The following is a 21,070-nucleotide window of genomic DNA, read 5'->3' as shown; positions in this document are numbered from 1 at the left end:
CGGTCGATCGATCACACTCGAGAGTTCTGGCCGGCGGGGATCACGGGTGATCGGTTCCGCAACCGGCGTAGGTAGGCAGCATGGCCGACGCGTTCTGCCGCGCGTAGGTGTCGCCGCAGGCCCTCCCCGTAAACGGGGTCCGGGTCGTGTCGGATGTGTTCGGCGAGTTCAGGACTGATGTCGGCGGCGGTGAGATAACACCAGGCGACGTATTGGCACAGTCCCTCCTCGGAGACGGGATCGAGGTGCCCGGCACCTCCGAGGTGGAGCAGCGCATGGGTGCCCTCGTGTACATAGACCATCGAGAAGATCCGCGGATCGAGCCCCGGACGGATCGCGATCGTGGCGGACCGGTCGCCTCGCGACGAGATACCTTTGACACACTGTCCCAACTGCTTTCCACGAAGGTCGCCGGAGAGCCGGAGCGGTATCGTCGGCAGACGAAGCCCGAGCAGATCGGCCAGACCGCGGTCGGTCACGGCCGCCGCGGCGTATGCATCCGTGTCGGACTGAACGGCCTCGCGACGATCCGTGCAGCGCGCCCGATGGTGACCGAGACAACGGCTACATGGCGCGTGGCCGCCACACACGTTCTCGCCGAACGGTGTACGCGTGTAGCGGCCGGAGATCGCCGTCGCGCAGACCGCGCATTTCGGGTGGCCCGACGCCCGGGACCGGGGGCGTGCCGGTCCCGGACGCCATTCGCGCAGTCGTCTCATCGCAGGATGATCTCGACGCGACGGTTCGCCGCGCACTGCGCCTGGGTGTAGCGACCGTCCGGTTCGGGTCCGGCAAGGGGTTCGCTGACGCCCCGGCCCACGGTGTTGATCCGCCCCGGGTCGACTCCCGGCATCTGGGCGAGCAAGGCTCCGACCGTCTCCGCACGACTCCAGGCGATCCTTTCCTGGCCCGCGCGGGAACCACTGTCGTCGCAGGCGTGCCCGACGACGAGGACCTGGCGTGTCGAACGCCGGGTGATGTCCGACGCGACCTTGCGGAGCGCTGACCGCACGGATGCCGGGTCCACGAGATCGGTGGTGTCTGGCCGGAACGCCGCGGAGTCGACCCGGAAGGTCGTGCTCGCGACACCGGCGACCGGGCTGACGGGGGCCAGTGGCGGGTCCGCCGGGATCCTCGCCGGCACGTCCTCTGCGACCGGGACGTGGTCGTCGAGCACCGAGCAGTCCCCTCCGGCGGCTTCGCAGAGCGAGGTGTAGAAGGACGTCAGCCACGAGCGCCCCGCCTGCGTCTGGTTCTGTCCGATCCCGTAGTAGCTCACGGGTAGACCGCCGAAGGTCGGGAGCTCGTTCGCGGCAGCCACCCGGCTCGCAACCGCGGCCGGATCACCGGCGGGAAAGTTCTGCTCCCGGAGGTCGAGGCTCCCCGCGTTCGCCTCCCCGTCGGAGATGACGACCACCCGGGTGTCGGTGCCGGCGCGTTTCGCCGCTTGCGCGATGCGCGCTGCGGCCTGCTGCGCACGGAGTTCGTCGCTGCCCTCCGTACCCGGGGTCGGCGCCGCATCGAGCGCGACATCGACGCACTCCCCCAGCCTGTTGAGTAGTCGTTCTCGTCGGGCGGATCCGGCCGACGGGTCGGTCAGAGCCGCACCGTCGAGTACCGTCGGCGGCGCCTCACCGTCTCCGCCGACGGTGACCAGGGTCAGTGCCCCTACCGGATCGCCTGCGCCCCCGGCTGTTTCGGACAGCTCACGGAGTACCCCGGTCGGGAGCCCGGCGCTCGCCATGAGGCCGGTCCGGCTCATCACGACGACGGTGTGTCGAGCTCCCGGACTCGCGGGTTCGGTCAGGTACGGGCACTGGTTGTCCGTCAGAGCCTGGTGCACCGAGGGGTCGGCCGCTACGATCCCGCCGATGGATCGGTCGTGGTCTGCCGCGCCGGAGGGCTTCTGCTCGAGTACGGCCACCGCGCCGACGGCGACCACCGCGGCCACGCCGATGGCGGCGGCGATCTTGGTGTTTCGTTTCATGCGATCTCCTTGTCGATCTGTTTGTCGATGGTGTTGTCGCCGGAGGTGATTCCGGATGGGCTGTCTGGTGTCGCCCTACCGGTGAGACCGATCCCGTGAACGTCGCGACCGGTGGCCACCGCGATCGCCTCGACGACCGCGGTGGCCAGACCGCCGCCGTCCCCGCCGCCGACCACGTGTGCGGGGTCGTCCGGGTATGCCGAGCGCCAGCTCAGTGGCGCGGCGTCGCCGAATGAGCCCGATGCCGGGATGAGCAGGGCCACGCCGTCGACGCCCGCGCTGCCTGCGGCGGCTCGGCCGCCGGCCTGTGTCAGATCCGACACCAGTCCATCAGAGATGAGGACGGCAACGGTGGGATGGTTCGTGCCGGGGAATGCGGAGATGAGCTCCCATGTCGGGCCGAGCATCGTCGCGTACGAATGCAGTGCCGGGTCGGCGAGGGTACTGCCTCGGGCCGGTGGGCTCGGCGGGAGCCGGACGCACGCATCGCCGCCGAACGACACGACCGCGAGTTCGTCGTCGGGCCCGAGGTTGCGGTGTGCCCACCCGAGCAGGCCTTCGAGAACGGCCTCGCGCATCACGGCTATCGAGTCCATGGAGCCGGATAGGTCCTCGCACACCACGATTCGCACGGGTGCACCGGGCGCGAGCCGGACGGCCGACAGGGCCTGCCGCACCGCCCGGCGTGCCGCGCGACGCTCCGCACGTGATCCGCGCGTCGCGCCGCGGGGGCCGCCGACGTGCCACGGACTCCGTAACGGACCCGGTCGACGGCCTCCCGTCGGCCTGAGCAGGCCGCGTGGACGAGTGAAGGCGGACATCAGAGCGAGCTCCCGTTGATCGTGGGCGCGGCGGCGCTGACGCCGGACAGCGGCTTGGTGAGAACTGTTGCGGCATCGTGTGAGTCATCGTCTGCGACGATCTCTCCGACCTCATCGTCGGGCGCGTCGTCGCGGTCGTCTGCCTGCTGGGTGGGTTCGCCGCCCTCGGCCACTGCCTCCGCTCCCCGGTTGAGTGCGCCGGACACCGAGGCCATCCAGTGCTCGAACGCGAGAATCTCCTGGGCTTCGATGGCTGCGTCGAGCCGATGGAGGATGTTCAGCTTGACCTTCGGGATCGGCCCGGCGAGAACGGGATCGAGAGCCTTCGCGGGCAGCCCGCAGTCCACCCACTCCGTCGGCACGTTCTGCGCATCGGCTGCAGGCCACAGCAGATCCGCGCGGTCGGCGCCCTGGTGAGCGCGCTCCTGGGCGATGAGATCGGCAGCGGCGCGCAGTGACTCGTTGAGACGGAGTTCGAGTACGTCACGGAGCTCACGGGCGTGCTCCACGGCGGCGACGCGGGCATGGTGCAACTCGCGGGCGCGCGCCAGGTGTGCTTCCACGTGGACGGCGGCGCCGGCGGCGTCCTCCGTGCGCAGGCGATCGATCTCGACGTCCTCGTTCTGGCTCAGCAGCTCGGCAAGGAGCAGGCCCGGAGGGAGAAGCAGGAACAGGAGTCCGACGAGCAGGGAGCTGATCTCGGCGGCTCCGACCCCGTCCGCGAGTTCTGCAACTCGTTGGCGCACGGCGAGGATGAGGACCATGACCGACACTGCGAAGATCGCTCCGCTGATCGCCATCCGGATGGTGCGGCCCGTGTCGCCGGATTCAGGGCGTCGCAGCGAGGCGAGGTCGGGGCCGAGTGCGTGGCAGCTCAGCAGCAGGGCGACGGGTGTGATCATGCCGTAGAGGAGTGACTGGGCCGTCTCCACCGAGATCCATGATGTGGCTTCCTCGACGTCTCGCCAGAGGGTGACGAAGAACGCGAGGTCGGCAGCGGCCAGGACTCCGTAGACGAGCCAGTACATCCAGGGCTCGATCCGCCGCCGGCGCCTGATTCGACGGGCATCGGCGTCGTTGCCCGTCAACGTCCCGCGGATGTGGCCGGCGCCGGCGTCACGTGCGGCCTGCCATGTCCCGGTTTCGGTGAGTTCCACCTGCGTCAGCCAGGTCGCGGCCTCCTCGGCGGAGCGGTGCATGGTGTCGATCGCGGTGGTGACGTCTGCGGCGTGGTCCCTCAGAGTGGACTCCATGCCCTGGACCGCGTGTACGTAGACCCGTAGTTCGCCGTAGGACACGGTGCCGGCGTCGCCTCGGGGCTGGTCGACGTCGAAGACCTCGGCCCGGATCGTCGCCTGGGGTGGTTCGAGTTGAGGCTCCTGATCGGTCGCATCGTCGGACCAGCTGTCGCCGGCGGCTGCGGAGTTCGGGCCGTTCCAACGGGAACCTCTGTGCGCCAGTATGTTTCTGACATCCATTGGGTGTGCCTTTCGTCGGGGTCAGCGGGGTGTCCGCTGTGCGGACACCGAACCACCTGCTGTGGCCGTGACGTGATCACGTGTGATCACCGGTCCGGGAGCGGTCTGTGTTTGCTGGGGTTCCATCACCCATCGAGCACGGAGGCGTAGATGACCAACCCGTTGTCCGGCCCACCCGACTGGCGTAGCCGTGTCGCAGGATCCGGCAGGAATGAGCCGTACGTAGCGGGGTCCGGCGGGAATCAGCCGAGTGACCCACGGCGAGCACCGTCGAATCAGTTCGTGATCACCGGACGAGTGATCTCCGAGTCCGAGGCACCGTGGTTGCACCGGGCGGCAGGAACCCGGCCGCTGGCATTTGTCCTCCTGGTCGCCGTGCTCCTGGCCGCACTGGCGTCCGGGGTGCTGGCTTCGATCATGGCCGGTGTCGTGGCGATACTGCTGCCGTTCCTACTCCTCTTCGTCCTCGTCGCGTATGTGGCCGGCCGGATTCCCGGGCTCCGATTCCTCGGCGGCCTGGCGAGTTTCGGCGCGTGGCGGGCGCGTCCGCCACGGGCTGCGGCGGCAACCGTCCCCGGGCGTCAGCTCCTCGTCTCGACAGCAGACGGCCGGACGGAGGAGCTGATGGTGGCGAGCGCACGGAGATTTCCGGCGGGCACCGAGGTGACCGCTTTCGGTCCGCAGCTCGCGGGGCGTCGGCACGTGTGGGCGATCCGGTCGACGGGCCACACGTTCAGCTGGTCACGTGGAGTGCTCCCGCTGATGGTCTTCGGTGCCGTCGCGATGCCGATGATCTTCCTCTTCGCGATCGCGGGTCTGTCATGATCGTCGTCGGCCACGACCTCCAGACCGGGAATCCCTTGGTCACCGGGGACGATTGTCACGCACTGGTTCTCGGGCCGCCGCGGAGTGGGAAGACCACCGGGAAACTGGTGCCGTCGATTCTCACGCACCGAGGCCCCGTCGTGGTCGCGTCGAGTAAGCGCGACGTCTTCGACCTCACGGTGGAACACCGACTCGCCGACGGTCCGGTGTGGGTCTTCGCGATCACTCCCGGCGACGTGCCGCAAGAATTCGGTGTGCGACGAGCGGCGTGGTCGCCGGTGACCGGATGCCGCAACTGGGACAGTGCGCTTCTACGCGCACGATCACTCACCACGGCCGAGCCCAGGCAGCGGGAAGACGAGTCCAGCAGGTTCTTCCGCTCCTTGGCCGAGCGCTTGCTGGCAGCCCTGCTACACGCCGCTGCGCTCGCCGGACACGGCGTCGAGGACGTGACTCGTTGGCTTCTCCTCGGGGATCTGAGCGAACCGTCCCGCATCCTCACCGCAGCCGACGCGACGTGGGCGCGGATCATCGTGACCGGATTCGACGCCGCCGACGCCCGGCTGCGGGACTCGATCCTCGTCACCGCATGCGACACGATGCGCGTCTACGACAGCGAGTTCGCGCGCCGGCAGGCCGAGGGAGCGCTCATCGACATCGGCGAGTTCCTCCGGGCCGACGGCACGATCTACGTGATCGCGCAATCGGACGTCCAGCAGCAGTTCGCCGCACTCGTGGTGGGCCTGCTCGACGACGTCCGCCGGACCACTTACTCCGCCTTCGGCCCTGGACGCGGGACGGTGTTGTGCGTGCTCGACGAGGCCGACAAGATCGCCCCGTGGCCCGCACTTCCCGGTGTGCTCGGCGAAGGTGGCTCGCAAGGGTTTCAACTGCTGGTCTGTGTCCAGGACCTGTCCCAGGCGCGGACTCGGTGGGGCGCGGCGACCGACGGGTTCGGCACCCTCTTCCGGCACAAGGTGCTGCTCGGCGGGATCGCCGACGCCCGCACCCTGGAGAGCTTCTCGGCGGTCCTCGGTGAGGAACACGTCCCGGGTTCGTCCCACACCGCGACGCGTCCACTGTGGCCACCACACCGGCTGGCCTCCCTGCCACCGGACACGGCAGTCCACATCGACGGTGTGGTCGCCCGTCACGTGAGTGTGGTTCGAGCACACCAGGTCGGCCGTGCACCATCGGCGCGAGGTCGCCGGTGAGGACCGGGATCGGCCGACGGTTCGGCAGCTGGCGGCGTGCCACCGCACGCTTCCGCGCGGGCGCCGAGGTGGCGATCAGGACGGGCGTACTGATCGGCGACACCGCCCGGGTCGTCGGCACCGCGCCGATTCCGCCGATGCCCGACACCGCGCGCAGGCGCGATGCCGGCGTCGAGCAGGTGGTGAATCTCGAACGCGACGGCACCGCACGCCTCCGCGACTACGGCAGATACGAGCTCGACCGCAGGGTCCGACACGTCGGTGACGCCGCGACCGGACCCGGCGGTCGCGATGTCCGCAACCCGCCTGCCGCGGTGGAGCGTTCACGTACCGCAGTCGCCGGGCGTGGTCGTCAGGGCCGCGGTCGTCAGGGTCGGGAAGCCCGCGGTGTGTAGTCCGTTCGGGTATTTTTTGTGTCGTTACGCGATGTCGGTGGGACATGTGGTTGTCCTCATGCTTCTTCCCTCGGAATTCATGATGGAGTTGGCTGATGTCCACCATTCGACGTGCGCTGGTTGTCGGGATCTCGAAGTACAACGACCAGGAGAGTTATCCACGGCTCATCGGGTCCGCGAACGACGCGAGGGGCATCGTGGATTGCCTGGAGGAACACCTCTACCCGGAGGAGCGTCCGAACTGGTCGGTCACTCCCCTGGTCGACTCGGATGACGACAAGGTGTTCGGCGGCGCACTGCGACATCACGCGACAGACCTTTTCCTGGGGAATCCAGACGTGCCCACGACCGACATCCCCGACACGTCCGGCACCGCCGAGGAATCCAGCACCGAGAAGCCCGCGCACGAGCTGCTCTTCTACTTCTCCGGCCACGCCGTCTTGGAGAAATGGGGTGGCGAGTTGGTCGCCTACGACGGGCCGGCCATCTCGTTCAACGACCTGATGAGTCTGGTCAACCAGTCGACCGCCGATGCGATCACGATCATCCTCGACTGTTGTGTCTCGGGAGGTCTGGGGAACGAGATCGATCCGTTTCGTCCCGACCGCGCAGTGATCCGCGAGGGACTGGCGATTCTGACCGCGAGCCGGAAGGGCGAGAACGCAACGGAGAGCAAGTCGGGCACTCCGATCGGGTCTTTCACGGAACTGCTCATCAGTGGTCTCAGGGGAGCTGCCGCAGACATCCTCGGCGCCGTCACCGAGCTCGACCTCTACACCTACGCCATCCCCGGCTTCAACGACGCCGAGCAGCGACCGACCCTCAAGTCCCACATCACCACGGTGCGACCACTCCGACAGGTGAGGCCGCGTGTGCCCGCGAAGCGTCTGGTCGAGATCAGCAATCTGTTCCCCACCCCGCACCATCTGTTTCCGCTGACCATGGCCCACGACTACGAGGAGTTGGAGGAAGTGGGCGAGGGGGAGAATCCCCCGATCAAGCGCGAGGGTGGCGAGTATCAACCTTTCACCGGTAGCAGGTCACAGGTCGAGCTCGACCATCTCAAGGTGTATCGGGATGCGGGGCTCGCGATGGCGAGTGACGGTCGCGACTTCTGGGAACTCTGTACCAGCAAGGAGAAGGGCACCGTTGAACTGACGCCGCTCGGCAGACACTATTGGACGCTGGTCAAGCGAGGGGCGATCAAGGCCGAATGACCTCGATCCGCAATGTGTGGCGGGAGGCATGGTCCCTGCTTCCAGATGAGGTCCACACGACTCTCTCCAGTCGCGACGGCGAGTGGTGGTTCCCGTCGAAACGCACCGCCACCAACCTCTTCCCGACGGTGTTCAGCGCGGACATCGATGCGGAGTTCGCCCTGCCCGGAAAGCTGTACAAGTACCGGTACATCCGTACCCACTCCAAGGTCCATGATCTGGATCCGACCTATCCGGAAGAGCAGCAGATCGCGCGGATCCGTGCCGCCGTCGATCGGCAATCCGGCCGATTGGCAGCTGCCGCGGTGTGGCTACCGGCACTCGAGAAGGCGAGCACCGGAGAACAGATCGGCGTCGTGGACAAACGTGGGGCGTTGCTCCGGCTTGCGTGGCAGCAGTCGTCATCTGATCCGGCCGTCTCTGTCGACGGCGAAGCGCATCTTGCCGAGGTCATCGCCGGCATCGCGGCGACGCCCTATGCCGGCCGCATGCGGCGACTGCTCTACGCAGACGCCGCCTTTCTCGAGACCTTGGAGGCGGAGGGACGCCGTTGCCGGCGTCCGCACAAGAAGCCAAAGGATCTCGCACGGCGAATCCGACGAGCCTATCCCGTCATTCGTGCCTTCCTTGACGACGAACACCTGGATCACCGCAACCGGCCTGCCGACGGGACCGCTGTCCCCCAGACGACGTGGACGGCGGTCACCGAGCTCGACACCGGGTTGTGGGAGTGGAGTACCACGAGCCTCGGTTTGTCCTCTACGTCGCCGCCGGCACCGGCGCCCCTCCGTCGATCGGAGGAAGTCCCCGAGGACCCCGGGACCGGTCGCGTCGCGTCGATCGAGTCGAGGCGCCTGGACTGGAGTGTCGAGCGACGACTGGAACTCGTCCTCTCCGGTGACCGGGCCCAGCGCGTCGACCTACCGGACGAAGAAGCACTGCTCATCGCAGAGGTCCGGCGCGCCGCTGCCCCTCTGGGGATCGAGAGCCCGCACGGCCGCGCGCTTCTCGCCGCCGGGGCGACGCTGACGATGATGATCGCCGACGGCAAGTCGGTAGCCGGAGACGAGGAGGACGACTCGACTGCCTCGCCGGCCGACGACACCCGTGTGGCGCAAGCCGTGCGGACTCATTTTCAGAAATGGCGCGAGCTCGCCGACAAGAGGGCCAAGAAGGCAGGCCTGCCGAGCATCGCGTCGACTCTGGTCCAGGACCCGAGTCGCTATTACGCGTCCACGCTGTGGGTTCGGATTCATGGGCACGATGTTCACGGCCGTGCCGACTACGATGCGGTCACAGCGCGCGACCTGCTCACCGGTGTCGCCAGGTCGGTCACCGACAGGCTCGATGGGCGCTCGTCGGTCACTACCGGCCGTCCGACCTCGACACCCGAGCGCGATCTCTCCGCGGACGAAGACAACACAGTGCTGATCGCCCAAGCCGCCGAACTGGCCTGTGAGAAAGCGGGTCCGGGTGAATGGGAGGCCGTGTGCCGGGTGATCATGACCGCCGACACCGCGACCGACGGCGAGATCGCGCACGCTCGGGAGATCTGGGACCGGCTCTGCGTGGCCGCGGGGGTGAAACTCATCTTCGATGAGTTCGTGGCCTGGTTCGAATTGCACAGGCCGGAATAGAGGCGGGACCGGTAATGACTCAGGTGGAATACCAGTGCGGACGACAGAGAGAGACGAGCAAGTGAGCCCAGAAGCAGATGCGTGGGGGAGGGTCACCGTCGGATGGGACGGTGATCTGATCTTCGTCACTGCCCGTGACGGCGAGAGTCCCGCCGTGCACACGGGGACGATCCCGGCGATCGGTGGCACCCTGTTCGTCGACGTGACGAGGTCCGGTGACGTGCCGACGGCATGGATCGCCGAACCCGAACTCGCCCAGGCCTGGCTCACCGTCGTCTACGGACCGTTCGTCGCCGATGCGGTCGCCGACCTTGCCGAGCAGGACCCAGGAGAATCCGATGGGACAGTCAGACACAGCGTGTCCGCGACCCGGGGTGAGCTGTCCGGAGTGGTGGGGCGACTCGGCGTCGGTCACTGGCTGCATCGCTGGTGGCCCTCTGGAGCGTCGGAGGTGCCCGAGATCGACCCGCGCTTGCTGGAATTGGAGATCGGCGCTCTTAGTTGGTTGGGCGAAGCGTTGTTCGTCGAGACGAGCAGCATCGAACGTCTCCTTGCTCCCCATACCGATCTGCTCGCCGCATTGGTCGAGGACGTTCGGTCACGTGCCGGCAGTCAGGCCGAGCAGGATCTGGGGATACTGACCACGGCTCTGCGTGCCGCGGTCGACCTCGTCGACGACACAGTGCTCGGCTATTCCACCGCCGGCTCGCTGTTGGAGTCGATCGACGCCGAGAACGCAATCGTCGCGAAGGCGCTCGCGGATGTCGATTGGAATGCCGCCGCAGCGTCACTCACCGATGCGGTGATCTCGGAAGTGATCGAGTCCTGGCGAGTGGTCGCCCCGGAACCCGAGGGTGAACCGACCGTCGCCCGTGGTGGCGGGATCGGCAGTCCAGGCCGACCTCTCGTCGCCGACGCGTCGACGGTCGATTGGATACAGGTCGGCCCGCGGGTTGTGGCCGCACGCGACGACAATGTCTCGTGGGCGGTGCACGTCGACAATGAGGGCGCGCGACTCACGGTGTGGGTCGAAGGTGCGCCCAATCCCCATGGCGGTGCCCTGCCACCGGTGCTGATGACGCGGGTCTACCTCGGGGAGAACCCGGTACCGCGGGTCTTCGCCCTGGAGTTGAATCGTGAACGTGCGGTGTTCACCGGAACGCATGGCCTTCCGGACGTTCCGGACGGTGACATCCGCATCGATGTCTTCGAAGCGGCCCACGTTCACCGTCCGCGACTGAGCGCCGAGGCCCGAGGTGCGGCAGCGGCTGAACGGAGAGGCATCGGCGAGTTGATCTCGGAGCGTCACCGCGCTGGCACCGGTGACACCTTCCTGGCCGAACGGGCCGCCTGGGATGGTGGCCGACCGTGACCGGTTTCGAGAAGTACGCGCCGGGGCGCACCGCGGTGTTCCTGGACGTGGAGAATCTCTTCCGTCCGTTTAGGGAGCACATCCGCTTCGAGGACACCGAAGCCGGTGACGAGCACCGGAAGGGGTTCGAGAGCGCAGTGGAGAAATCTCGGCGAGCTGCAGAGACAATGATCGGCGGTCGGCCTGAAACTTTCGAGGATGTCCACGGTAAAGGCGCCGAAGTGGCCGCTCGCCTGGTCACCTGGTTCGCCATACACGGGTTCACCGTTGCCGAGAACCACGGTCGGACATACGGAAACATCGGCGATCGCGGAGTCAGGGCAGCGTGGCCCACTTTTGTCAACGAGATGGACTGGAACCACGTCGCCACGCGGAAAGGTCCTGACCGTGCCGACCGGTCGCTGTTGAACGATGTGAAGCTCTTCGCGGGAACGGGTCTGGACTGGGTCTTTGTCGGCTCCTCCGACTTGCAGACCGTGCAATCCGGTACGGCCGAGGTCTTCGGCGATCACCCTGACGTACGCCTCGCCGCCATTCTCCTCGGACCCGGTGACTCGGTGAAGAGGATGCGCGAAGAGCCCGCGTTCCAACGGTTTGACATGCGTTTATATCTGTGGGGTCTCTACAACGAGGTTCTGCACATCGAAAGGCACGCACCCGGACGGCTGCCGAGACACGCCGAGGCCGAGGTGTCTGCGGCGACATCCGTCGCGGGTAGAAAGCGCGCGTTCCGGAAGAAGAACAGGCACAACGCGAACCAGCGCCGTCAACAGCAGCATGATCACCGGGTGCAGAAGGTTACGGCCTGGTCTGCTCTGCCCGACACCGAGCTGACGGAGGCGATACGGCACATGTTCGCCACGGTCTCGGATCTCGCCACAGTACGAACGGTGGGCGACCGTTATTCCACTGCGGCATGCGAACTCGTGGAGCCCCACGTCCGAAAGCGAATGCTCGATCTCATCGGTTCCGCGCTGCACCAGCGGATCACCGAGCTCGATTCTTCCAAGGAGCGATGACGATGACGGCACCCACCACCACGGTCGGCATCACCGGGCACATTTCCCTGTCGAGGGCCACGCGGGCCGAGGTGGCGGCCGAGATCACCCGGGTTCTGTCCGAATATGGCTCTGCCACAATGGGGTACACGTCCCTGGCGCCGGGTTCGGATCAGATCTTCGCGTGGTCGACCCTTGCGGTTGGCGGACGGCTGGTGTTCGTCAGACCATGCGAGGCGATCGCCGACACCATTCCCGCGGACAACCGCGCGGCCTTCCATGCGGCGGCCGGACTCGCCGCCGAGACGATCACGATGCCCCACACGGAGCCAAGTGAGCAGGCATACTTCGACGCCGGTGCCCACATCGCCGATACCGTTGACCTGCTGATCGCGGTGTGGGACGGCAAACCCGCCGGTGGATTCGGCGGTACTGCCGACATCGTCGAGCGGCGACAGGCAGCGGGACGTCCGCTGATCGTCGTCTGGCCCGAACGCGCGAGTCGGGAGTAGCGACATGACCGGTACACACGAGAACCCGGGCTCGGGGGAGGAGAACCACGACCCGGACCGCCAGAAGCGCGACGAGGACAGGGCCAAGTTCGAGGCTTCTCGACGGTCGTCCGTGGAGAAAGCGATTCAGGCCTACTTTCAGCACCAGGACTCGAAGGCCCTCCACACGCTTGTGAGGACCGTCGAAGCCCACAGCTGGTCCAATGAATTCGATGCCGCCAGGAGCGAACTCGAGATCGGTCGCATTGATCTCGGCCAGTATGTCGACGACCATGCGGCGGCGATGCTGCTGGCCCTGGGCTGGCTGGAGAGACCAGACGTGGTGTCGTGCCCCCATCACAACGATGACGGTCGGGCCGAACGTGAGGCCCGACTGAACAAGCAGGCGATCGGGATCGTTCTGGAGCGACAACTGGCCACGAGCGGCATCGTCGGGGCGACAGTGGACAGCGAACGGCTGAAGCTCAGAGACGGGTCACTTGATCGGCGACCGGCCCAGATCGTCGCAGATCTGAAAGAACCGTTGTGGACGGCTTACCGAGCCACCTGTTCTTCACCGCCCGTGCCGAATGATCGGAATGATCGCGTCTCCTCTGTCGAGGTGTCGAAGGACGCGGGGGCATTCCGTAGGGAGTTCGAGGAGAGAACGAAATCGGACACGATGTCCCGTGACAAGGTGCTCGTACCCCGATCGTCCATCAAGAACAGTTTCTCCAGCCCGAAACTGGCTGCGGCGGCGCGCGAACGCATTTCGGCCGCACTGATCGACATCAGATTGCGCATCCGCCCCGAAGAGTGCAAGCCTGGCCGGGAGGAAATGGCGCTGCGCTTTCTCACCACTTATCCGCGGGCGGATCTTCCGAAACCGAAGAGCAATCGATCGACCGATGAACTATTGATCGATGCCGCGCGAGTTCTGCGTGACTACCAGGAGACGTTGGAAACAACCGGTTTCGACAGCGCCCGTGTCATAGCGTCATTCGCCAGGCGAACGCTCGATGCGCCACCGCCGGTGGCGACCAAAACAGCACCTGTCGGCGAGGCCGGGATCGCTGATCTGGACGGGATTCCCGATATCGTGTATCGAGCTGTCAAGAGACTTGCAGCACAGGACGATCCCGCCATCGACGCGGTCAGGGATGCTCTCGCACAACCGGACTCGGATGACCTGACGCGCAATCAGGCAGCCAGCAGTCTCCTCGGCGTGGCGCTGCTCGAAGTACTCCGTTCTCACGGAATGACTCTCGATGAGTCAGAGGACGGCGAAGACTGATGGCGCTCGACACGCCGGGGCGGATCTCCTACCGCCGCGATGAACCCACACCGACCGGGTTGTCCTGTCACGTCGCTCTTCCCGGCGGTCCGGCCGTCGTCGACCTTCTCGACCCGGCGCATCCATATCTGATCGAGATGGACACCGATCGGGCGACGGACGATCTCATCGCGCACCTGGCGCCCGGTCCCGGTGTGGGTCTGCCGGTTCTTCCCGATCCGTGGACGCGGCTGGCGCTTGTGACCGGCGTCGACCGGTGGTTCGAGTTGCCTCCGGACATGATTCCGCGCTTCTCGGAGTCGGTGCTCCATGCGGATCTGGCCTTGGCTCATCGCGGTGTCGGCAACAGTGAGTCGGCCGACCACTATTTCGACGCGGCCCGGCCAGCGTTGGAGTGGTTGGTCGATCGTGTGCCCGCAGAAGGTGCGCTGTTCGACGAGTTCGCGCTCATCTTCAGCCAGGCACCGTTCGGGTGTTCGCGCGACGAACTCGTGCATCGTCGTACTTCTCGAACGGGGGTCGAGATCGTCGACGAACCCGTGATGACAGCGGGTCTCACATCGGGGATCCGGACGCGGGGAAGCCGGCCTGTGGCTGTAGCTGTGAATGTCGATCCACGTTCGGTGCCCGGTCGTGTGTTGATCGCGGACACGGCCAGCGCGCTCCGGGACGGCGACGTGATCTCGGTGTCGGTGAACATCTTTCCTGATGTGGCCGCGTCCCCGATCTCCGGACGACTCTTCGCGCGTCTCCTCGTCGGGGAGGTCACCGTCGGACTCGGTTCCCTCACCTACCGCGACGGTGTCGCCGAGGCGAGCCTGCGCGTCCCCCCGGACCTCACCCCTACTGTCGACCTCTTCGATTCCGCAACTCCTGGTGGACCGTATGTCGGTGAAGAGTCACGAGACGTCGCCTGGCGTCTGGGCGACGTCCGGACGGCGTGGTCGTGGAAACGCCTGGCACATGCCGCTGCCGCGCTTGGACGGGACATCGAATCCAGCATTGCCGCGGAGGCTGCTGACTCGTCTGCCGCGAGGCAGCCGCGTCTCCGTCTACCTGAGCGCATCAACGACCCGCTGGTCGGCGGCGGCACCGGGGCGGTGCGGCCTCTGCTCGCCGAACTCGTTGCGGAGATCGGGCTGGCGATTCACGCGTGAAGTGAGTGGTGCGTCGCCTGCGTCGACGGGCCTTACCTCCGTGGATCCAGGCGGGATCGGTCTGAGGGGTGAGCCGACAACACCGCCGGTGCATCCTTCACGAAAGGCCCTCACGATGGGAACGCAGCAGGACCCCACCGTCATCAACCTCGAGCCGAGTATCGATCCGGTCACCGGCCGGGAGGTGTTCGCCGCGCCGGTTCCGGTGATCACGACCCTCCCGGGCGATGACATCGAGCCGGGGCGATTCGACGGGGGCGCCCAGGATCCACCGATGATCCGTAAGGGCGCCGTTGTCGCTGCCGATCAGCCGGCTGACCCGGACTCAGGAGTGAGCCTCACAGGCGAACGCTTCTCCTCCGGCTACGGCGATGAGTTCGCGGCCATCGAGCGTGCGCAGGATGCGGGTGAGGAAGTCCGGATCGTCAACGGACAGTTTGTGACCGGCAGTGGATCGGCCGCTCAGTCCGCCGAAGGCGTCGGCCTCACCGACAAGCGGTTCTCCGCGATGTCGGCCACCGAGATCGCCGCGGTCCGCAATCTCGCGACATCCGGTGCCGCCGGGAGGTACGTCAACTCGCTGCGCCCTGCCAGCGACATGCCGGAGTACTTTCCGAACGGTGCGGCAGGCATCTATCTGCACACCAAGCCCACGAAGTACGGCGACGAACTTCACGTGGTCATCAAGCGAAACCCGTCGACATCGCTGTATGAGGCCCATCTGTGGGCGTTCACGCGCTGCCAGGGTAACCGGACCGAGCGCATCGACCTCGGTCGATGGGTGGGCACCCCGAACAATTCGGCACACCAGTACCACCTGTACCCCGGTTCGAACGGGTCTGGCGGCGTTCTCTGTCTCTCCACCGACACCAACGGCGGTATGCCGTCGCTGGCGTCATGCGTTGTCCGCTGCGCCCAGTGGGCTGTCGGCATGGGCGAGGTCGTACGTGGCCGGCCGTTCCCCTACCGCGAGTGACATCCGTGCGCTCGACTTCACCAGGCCCGGTCGAACGGACCGGCGACCCCAGGCCGTCATCCGGCACCACCCCCCCAATCCATTTGAACGGAGTCCCATGTTCTCCCGCCCGAAGACCCCGGCCCCGACAGCGAGGGCCCCGCGAGCAACGGTGAGATCCGTCCGCGCGGCCCAGCCAAAACGAGGCACGGCATGGTCGTTCACCGACGAGGCGATCGCCCTAATCGATCGCCAGATCGCCGTCCACCGGCCCGAACGCGGAGGAGCTCTGATCACCGCACGGGACAGCCGGGTCATCGTCGACTTCGTGCCCGACCCGCGTCCCGGTGAGCAGATCACCTACTGGCACAGCCCCGCCCTGCGACAGCTGTTGAACGAGTACCTCTCCGCGCATCCCACCCGGCGATACGGCGGTACTCTCCACAGCCATCCGGGCAGCTATGCCGAACCGAGCGGACCCGACCATGAGGCATTCGCGACGCAGCTGCTCGACAACCCGTCGGTCCGCGAGGCTCTGTTCCCCATCGTGGTCCAAGCACGACGCGGAGCCCTCGGCAGCGTGTTGCGGTTGGGAGAAGGCCATCTCGTCGATCTCGACCACGGGACGCTCGCGGCCTACTCGGCCACGCCCGACCCTGAATCCGTCGAAGTCCGGCCCGCACCGGTCCACGTGATACCGCTGCGCGGCGACATCAGCCATGCCTGCGCAGAGATCGGTCCCGATGTGCGGGCCGGGTCGACCTTCGAGGTCGAGGTGGAGGGCCGCTATCTTCCGGCGGTTCCGGTGTTTCGCGGCGACCGACGCCGCTGCACCGTCGTCTTCCCGGACGTCTATCCCAGCCAACCGCCGCTGATGGTGACCGGCGACGGTCCCTTCACCCCTGCCTGGCGTGTGGACGGAGGATCTGCCGAGCAGCTCGCAACCGCACTCGAGCACGTCCTCGACGAGTCGCCCCCGCCAGGCCCGGTTGGTGCCGATGACTCGGGTGAGACCATGGAATCCCGTCTGGCACATCATCTGCCCGGCGGAATCACGGCACGATACCTCGTGATCGGTGCCGGCTCGGTGGGATCGAACGCCGCGGAGTTCCTCGTGCGCAGCGGTGTCACCGACCTCACGGTGGTCGACGACGACGTCGTCGAGTTGCCCAATCTGTCCCGGACCACGTACGAGCGCACCGATCTCGGCATGCCGAAGGTCGAGGCCCTCGCGCGGGGACTGCGCGCCATCAACCCGGCGGTCGAGGTGCGGCCGGTGGCAACGCGTATCCAGGACCTCGATCTGTCGGTACTCACCGACATCGACGTCACGATCCTGGCCGCCGACGACCTGGCTGCCGAGTTCTGGCTCGGTCACCACCTGTATCACCTTGGTATTCCGTCGGTTTCGATCAAGATGTTCGAACGTGGCGAGGCCGGTGAGGTGGTGACGGTGGTCCCGGAGGCGGGCACCGCATGTACGCGCTGCATCATCGGCGACGCGGCCGGCGGCGGCGACCGGGGCTCCACCGACTACGGCACCGGGCGGCTCGTCGCAGCCCCGGCTCTCGGCGTCGACATCGTCGCGACGGTGGCGCGCGGGGTGCGGGTCGCGCTCGCCCTCGGCCAGGGGCGAGGGCCGCTGTCGGAGTGGCTGGCCCCGTTGATAGCTCACGAGCGCACGTACTTCCAGCATGCGAGCGTCTCGGATCATCCGCGCCTGACCGCGCTGCGGCCGAACCACACCTCGCCGGCGTTCGATGCCTCCTGGTACCGGACCGGCCCATCCCCGGAATGCTCGGTGTGCGGTGTCGACCGTGTGGAACCGGCCGACACCTGCGGGGGCGAGGACGTTCCCGACATGCTGCCCCCGGGGGTGGCGTCCACCGGTTCAGAAGCCGAGCACCGAGATGTGGAGCGCGGACCCGCCGCCGATCACGCGGTGCTGTGAGCATCCGCCGAACGGGCCGCCGGTCACTCGTCGGCTTGTTCGGCGAATTCGATTGCGCGCCGGATGATCCGCCGTAGATCTGCAACCAGATGGCGCGCACCTTCTCGTAGGGGATCAGCCACTGGGTGTCGAATCATACGGTTCGTCACCGTGGTAGGCCTTGACCGGTGCTTTGCCGTGACCCGTGTTCAGCCCCGAACCGGTTGGTCGGCGCAGTCTAGTTCGGCGACATACTGTTTGGACCGTTCCAGCATGCCGTCCGCGATCCGCAGCCAGTTCTCCCGGACCTGTTCGTACGGTATGAGCCACTGGGTTTCGCGTGTCGGCAACGTCTGGCCCAGTTCTTCGAGCCACACCTCGACCGGGATGTACGCCATGCCCCGGGATCGTTGCGGGTCCACTGCTGCCACCGCCGCCTCGATGTCTGCGGGATCGAGGGTGAACAGTGCGCGGAGGGTGAGAAGGTACGACATGCCGAGGCCTCGTCGCTCGGTGGTGCCGATCTCCTCGATCCGAGCCAGCACACCATCGAATCTGAGTGTGTCGGTGACGAACGCATATCCGAGGATGCGCAACAACTTTCGTGTGTTGGTCCGTGATGTTCCCCGCGCGATCTGCTCGGCGATCCGGCGTTCTGTATCCTCGACGTCGATACCGGTGAAGTGTGCCTCGGCGATCAACTCGGCGATGGCCAACTCTTCCCGAAGCCGCCGTGAGGACTTGCTCCGGATGTAGCGCTCGCGGAGCGCGGGATCATGATCGCCGATGCCGTGTGCGCGATCGATGGGCAGTCGGAGATGAGGGAGTCCCTCAGGGTCGTGATCTGCCTTGCTCGCGATCGCGTCCCGGAAGTGCCGGCCGATCTGCAACGTGATCGCGTACTGATGCCAGAGGTACCCCTGTTGGTCAGGGTATTTGTCCAGAAGGTTCGCCGAGAGGGTGATCGCCTCGTCGTAGCGTCGCAGCGTTCGCAACCGCATCACGGTCCAGCTGTCGACGCGGAAGGCGACTTCCGAATTGTCGGTGCGAATCGCTTGCAGTAGTTCCAGCGATTTCGACGTCATCTTGGGCATCGAGTGGATGAACTCGATCAGTGCGCCGATGTCCCCGACCTTCGTCAGCGCCTCGACGGAGGGGATCAGAGGAGCGAGAGCGGCCATGCTCGGCCCGTCGTAGACGAGGTCGGCGAGTCCGGGGACGTAGGTGTCCCATTCGTAGCCCAGGCGGATGGCTAGGGCGATGCCCTGGAGTTGTTGTTCGTCGGATCCCTGTTCGTGGCCGTCGCGGATTCGGCGTATCGCCTCGTCCATTCCGCGGCGGGCGGCGTTCAACCAGTCGCTCTCGGACCAGTATCCGTGTGAATCGCGGTCGAGTCTCACGAGCCGGCGGATGTCGTCGTGGACCCGGTAGGGATAGACCGGCGAATTCGACGATTCCACGAGCGCGAAGCGGATGGCACGTTCGACGTCGCCGGAGTCGACTTGGCCTACCGCGGCGGCCAGTTCGGGATCGAAGCTCGGCAACACGCAGGCCGCGCGAAACGCTTTCGCCTCGGCGGCGGTCAAGGTTCGCAGGAGCCTGCCCACCACGTCGGGGAGCTCCCGGTCGAGCTGTTCGGCGGTGAGGACGGTACCGGGATTCTGACGCACCGTCGTCGCGGCGAGCTGGAGGACGGCACCGATGTGCAGCGGCAGACCGGCTGATCGGCTGACCAGTGCATCGACCAACCCGTCCGCCATCTCCCAACCGTTGATGTTTCGGTGGTGTTCGTAGAGCCTGCGTGTGTCCTCGTCGCTCAATCGCCTGAGCATGTGCTGCCGTGGCTCCTCGAGTGAGCCGAGCACGAGGCCCGGCCAGACCGCCGGGCCCGCGAGGTGGAGACCGGTGCGAGCGGGATCTGCCCAGTTGATGCGGTCGCGGCCGGTGATCACGAACAGTGCGTACGGGAGTTGCGCGACGAACGACGCTATGGCCGCGTCTGCGATGGCCGACTCGCCGCGCTGGATGTTTTCGAAATGGTCGAGGAAGAACACCAGCGCCGGACGCCTGGCCGGTTCGATCTCCCAGATGTCGAGGGTCAGGAGGTACAGGATCTCTGCGACGACCTCCGGAGCGTGCATGCCGCTGTGCAGCCGGCGAATACGGTCGAGAACATCCACAAGATCGTGGTTACCCGAGAGCGCATAGGGGGACGGACGGTCCGCACTCGCGCGGACACGCCCCGCGACGCGGCGGATGTCCTCGCTGGTCAGCGATGTCGGTGGACTCATCTTCAGCTGTGCGGCCACGACCTGCAGTGACCGCAGAACACCGTCGGCGGCCTCACCGCCGAGGACTCCCCTGGCGGTGCCGCCGACCGCTTCGAGATAGGCGGCGAGTGCGACATCGAAGGCGTAGCAAGCGTTGTCAGAGTCGGCGAGGGCCGCGCGGAGGGCATGCAGAAGTCGGGTGAGGTCGAGGTTGCCCACGGACTCGTGGAAATCCCATCGCACCGAGATGACGTGAGGGTGTGGCCAGGTTCCCCACTCGGCGGTGCCCGACAGGCCTCCTCGCACCCAGGTCTCGAGTCGTTCGGAGAGCCCGCTCTTGCCCACGCCTCCCCCGCCGTGGAACACAAGGACGGTCGGGTACACGCCGGGTTCCAGTTCCTCCGCGCCGGAGAGGCGCCGAAGCTGCCGGGCCACCGACCGGATCAGCGCGTCACTCTCGCCGACACGATCGACGAACAGCTCGGACACCGATTTGGGGACTGTCTGCTGCGGCGCCTTCGGTGGCCTCTTGCCGGGGTCTCTGTTCGGTCCGCACTCCGGCCCGCCGCGTGCGAGCGGTTCGCCCTGCAACGTGTATTCGGGCCTGTCCAGTACCTTTCGGATCTCGGTGATCCACTCGTCATGATCCCGACGTCGGTAGGTGAGGAACTGGCGGTGCTCGGTGAAGAATCCGACGCTCGGGGGGAAGCGCGTCTCCTCGAGACACACCGCGAGACAGCGCTTGCCGTGCGTGTGTGCCCACTCGATTTCGAGTTCGATGCCGTCGCGTTCCACCGAGACCCGTGTCACGAACAGCACATAGAGTTGGCAGCCCGAGATCTTGTCGGCCAGGGTTTCCGGCCACGAATCCGTGGGCTCGATCCCCTCGTCGTACCAGATTCGGTATCCGCGTTCGTGAAGGTCCGCGACAAGGGGGTACACCAGGTGGCTGTCGGCGTGCGCATACGAGACGAATGCGTACGGCTCGCCACCGCGGTACGCCTCGAACGGTGGGTCGGTCGTCACACG

17 protein-coding genes are annotated in these 21,070 nt (G+C 66.6%); 12 read left to right on the top strand and 5 right to left on the bottom strand.

Translation table 11 applies throughout. The annotated features are described in order from the left end of the window. Positions 1-11 precede the first annotated feature (11 nt). From AC3B6C_RS06930 to AC3B6C_RS06915, 4 genes are all read right to left on the bottom strand, one after another. Complete coding sequence (locus AC3B6C_RS06930; RefSeq protein WP_488375509.1) at positions 12-719, bottom strand: protein DA1; 708 nt, start codon at positions 717-719, stop codon at positions 12-14. Further along, entirely contained in the window at positions 716-1,987 is a 1,272-nt protein-coding gene (locus AC3B6C_RS06925; RefSeq protein ID WP_488375508.1) for an OmpA family protein, read from the bottom strand. The genes AC3B6C_RS06930 and AC3B6C_RS06925 overlap by 4 nt, the downstream gene beginning before the upstream one ends. Next, positions 1,984-2,583 carry a hypothetical protein gene (locus AC3B6C_RS06920; protein WP_488375507.1) on the bottom strand — a complete coding sequence of 200 codons (600 nt, stop codon included), beginning with the start codon at positions 2,581-2,583 and terminating at the stop codon, positions 1,984-1,986. The genes AC3B6C_RS06925 and AC3B6C_RS06920 overlap by 4 nt, the downstream gene beginning before the upstream one ends. A gap of 224 nt (positions 2,584-2,807) precedes the next feature. Beyond that, positions 2,808-4,286 carry a hypothetical protein gene (locus AC3B6C_RS06915; protein WP_488375506.1) on the bottom strand — a complete coding sequence of 493 codons (1,479 nt, stop codon included), beginning with the start codon at positions 4,284-4,286 and terminating at the stop codon, positions 2,808-2,810. A gap of 282 nt (positions 4,287-4,568) precedes the next feature. Between AC3B6C_RS06915 and AC3B6C_RS06910 the strand changes: the two genes are divergently transcribed. The 12 genes from AC3B6C_RS06910 (at position 4,569) to AC3B6C_RS06855 (ending at position 17,792) form a co-directional block, all read left to right on the top strand. Then, a complete protein-coding gene (locus tag AC3B6C_RS06910; protein WP_488375504.1) occupies positions 4,569-5,111 on the top strand; it encodes a hypothetical protein in 543 nt (180 codons plus the stop codon). Then, the gene (locus AC3B6C_RS06905) at positions 5,108-6,325 is read left to right on the top strand and encodes a type IV secretory system conjugative DNA transfer family protein (RefSeq protein WP_488375503.1); all 1,218 of its coding nucleotides are present in this window, start codon (positions 5,108-5,110) and stop codon (positions 6,323-6,325) included. The genes AC3B6C_RS06910 and AC3B6C_RS06905 overlap by 4 nt, the downstream gene beginning before the upstream one ends. Then, on the top strand, positions 6,322-6,720 hold the full coding sequence (locus tag AC3B6C_RS06900; protein ID WP_488375502.1) for a hypothetical protein: 399 nt from the start codon (positions 6,322-6,324) through the stop codon (positions 6,718-6,720). Before AC3B6C_RS06905 ends, AC3B6C_RS06900 begins: the two co-directional genes overlap by 4 nt. A gap of 95 nt (positions 6,721-6,815) precedes the next feature. After that, positions 6,816-7,937 (top strand): caspase family protein, encoded by a 1,122-nt coding sequence (locus AC3B6C_RS06895; RefSeq protein ID WP_488375501.1) that lies wholly within the window; start codon positions 6,816-6,818, stop codon positions 7,935-7,937. Continuing rightward, positions 7,934-9,574, top strand: a complete 1,641-nt coding sequence (locus AC3B6C_RS06890) for a hypothetical protein (protein ID WP_488375500.1) — start codon at positions 7,934-7,936, stop codon at positions 9,572-9,574. Before AC3B6C_RS06895 ends, AC3B6C_RS06890 begins: the two co-directional genes overlap by 4 nt. A 61-nt stretch (positions 9,575-9,635) precedes the next feature. Then, a complete protein-coding gene (locus AC3B6C_RS06885) occupies positions 9,636-10,946 on the top strand; it encodes a hypothetical protein (protein WP_488375499.1) in 1,311 nt (436 codons plus the stop codon). Continuing rightward, a complete protein-coding gene (locus AC3B6C_RS06880) occupies positions 10,943-11,965 on the top strand; it encodes a hypothetical protein (RefSeq protein ID WP_488375498.1) in 1,023 nt (340 codons plus the stop codon). Before AC3B6C_RS06885 ends, AC3B6C_RS06880 begins: the two co-directional genes overlap by 4 nt. 2 nt (positions 11,966-11,967) lie before the next feature. Next, positions 11,968-12,456, top strand: coding sequence for a hypothetical protein (locus AC3B6C_RS06875; RefSeq protein WP_488375497.1), 489 nt, complete (start codon positions 11,968-11,970; stop codon positions 12,454-12,456). Positions 12,457-12,460: 4 nt separating this feature from the next. Further along, on the top strand, positions 12,461-13,729 hold the full coding sequence (locus AC3B6C_RS06870; protein ID WP_488375496.1) for a hypothetical protein: 1,269 nt from the start codon (positions 12,461-12,463) through the stop codon (positions 13,727-13,729). Next, positions 13,729-14,886: a hypothetical protein gene (locus AC3B6C_RS06865; protein ID WP_488375495.1), complete on the top strand. Its 1,158-nt coding sequence runs from the start codon at positions 13,729-13,731 to the stop codon at positions 14,884-14,886. The genes AC3B6C_RS06870 and AC3B6C_RS06865 overlap by 1 nt, the downstream gene beginning before the upstream one ends. A gap of 115 nt (positions 14,887-15,001) precedes the next feature. Further along, complete coding sequence (locus AC3B6C_RS06860; protein WP_488375493.1) at positions 15,002-15,862, top strand: hypothetical protein; 861 nt, start codon at positions 15,002-15,004, stop codon at positions 15,860-15,862. 151 nt (positions 15,863-16,013) lie between these two features. Beyond that, the gene (locus AC3B6C_RS06855; protein WP_488375491.1) at positions 16,014-17,792 is read left to right on the top strand and encodes a ThiF family adenylyltransferase; all 1,779 of its coding nucleotides are present in this window, start codon (positions 16,014-16,016) and stop codon (positions 17,790-17,792) included. A 188-nt stretch (positions 17,793-17,980) separates the two neighbouring features. Here AC3B6C_RS06855 and AC3B6C_RS06850 read toward each other — a convergent pair whose 3' ends face one another. Beyond that, the gene (locus AC3B6C_RS06850) at positions 17,981-21,067 is read right to left on the bottom strand and encodes a toll/interleukin-1 receptor domain-containing protein (RefSeq protein WP_488375490.1); all 3,087 of its coding nucleotides are present in this window, start codon (positions 21,065-21,067) and stop codon (positions 17,981-17,983) included. Between the last annotated feature and the right edge of the window lie 3 nt (positions 21,068-21,070).

The sequence above is a fragment of the Gordonia sp. 11cp genome (assembly GCF_057767225.1).
This window is presented reverse-complemented; position numbering and strand designations above follow the sequence as displayed.